Origin of the sequence: Rhizobium sp. BR 315, assembly GCF_050577975.1 — a bacterium.
Lineage (GTDB): Bacteria > Pseudomonadota > Alphaproteobacteria > Rhizobiales > Rhizobiaceae > Rhizobium > Rhizobium miluonense.
The window spans coordinates 1-611 of record NZ_JARWKZ010000163.1 but is presented as its reverse complement, the minus strand read 5'-3'; the positions used below and the strand labels follow the sequence as shown (position 1 = coordinate 611).

Annotated in this window: 1 pseudogene; it reads left to right on the top strand. The window is 40.4% G+C overall.

The window, feature by feature from the left end:
- Nucleotides 1-611: pseudogene (locus QD409_RS35540) on the top strand (hypothetical protein); the annotation flags it as partial.

The window sequence follows — 611 nt, the reverse complement described above, 5'->3', positions numbered from 1 at the left end:
GTGCATTGCTACAGCAATACGGAAGAGGGCTTTATTCCAACAAGCAAAGCTGCTGCAGTTGGCGGTGTCACAACATTTATGGATATGCCTTATGATGTGCCAAACCCAATAAGTAATCTAGCTATCTTTGAAGAAAAAGTGGCGAAGCTTGAAAGAGAGGCTGTTGTTGATATCGGTTTATGGGCTACGATTTCCAAACGAAATGGAATCAGTCAAATTCAGCCTTTAGCAGAAGCAGGGGCAATGGCGTTTAAGATGTCAACATTTGAGACAGATGAACATCGCTTCCCAAGAATACCAGACCCAGAAATTATTAAAGCAATGGAAGCTTTAAAAGCAACAGGACTAAGAGCGGCTTTTCACTCTGAGAACGATGATATTATCTATGACATGATTGAGGAATATAAGAGCGAAAATAAAGTATATCCAGCTGCTCATATGGAAACAAGACCGCCAGTATCAGAAACAAGTGCTGTTTTAAAATTGCTTGAGTTTGCATATTGGACTGGTGCAAAGCTTCATATCGTACACGTATCACATCCTCGAACGTTTGAGCTTATCAATATTTATAAAGGCTTCGGAGTAGAAGTTACCTCTGAAACTTGCTACCC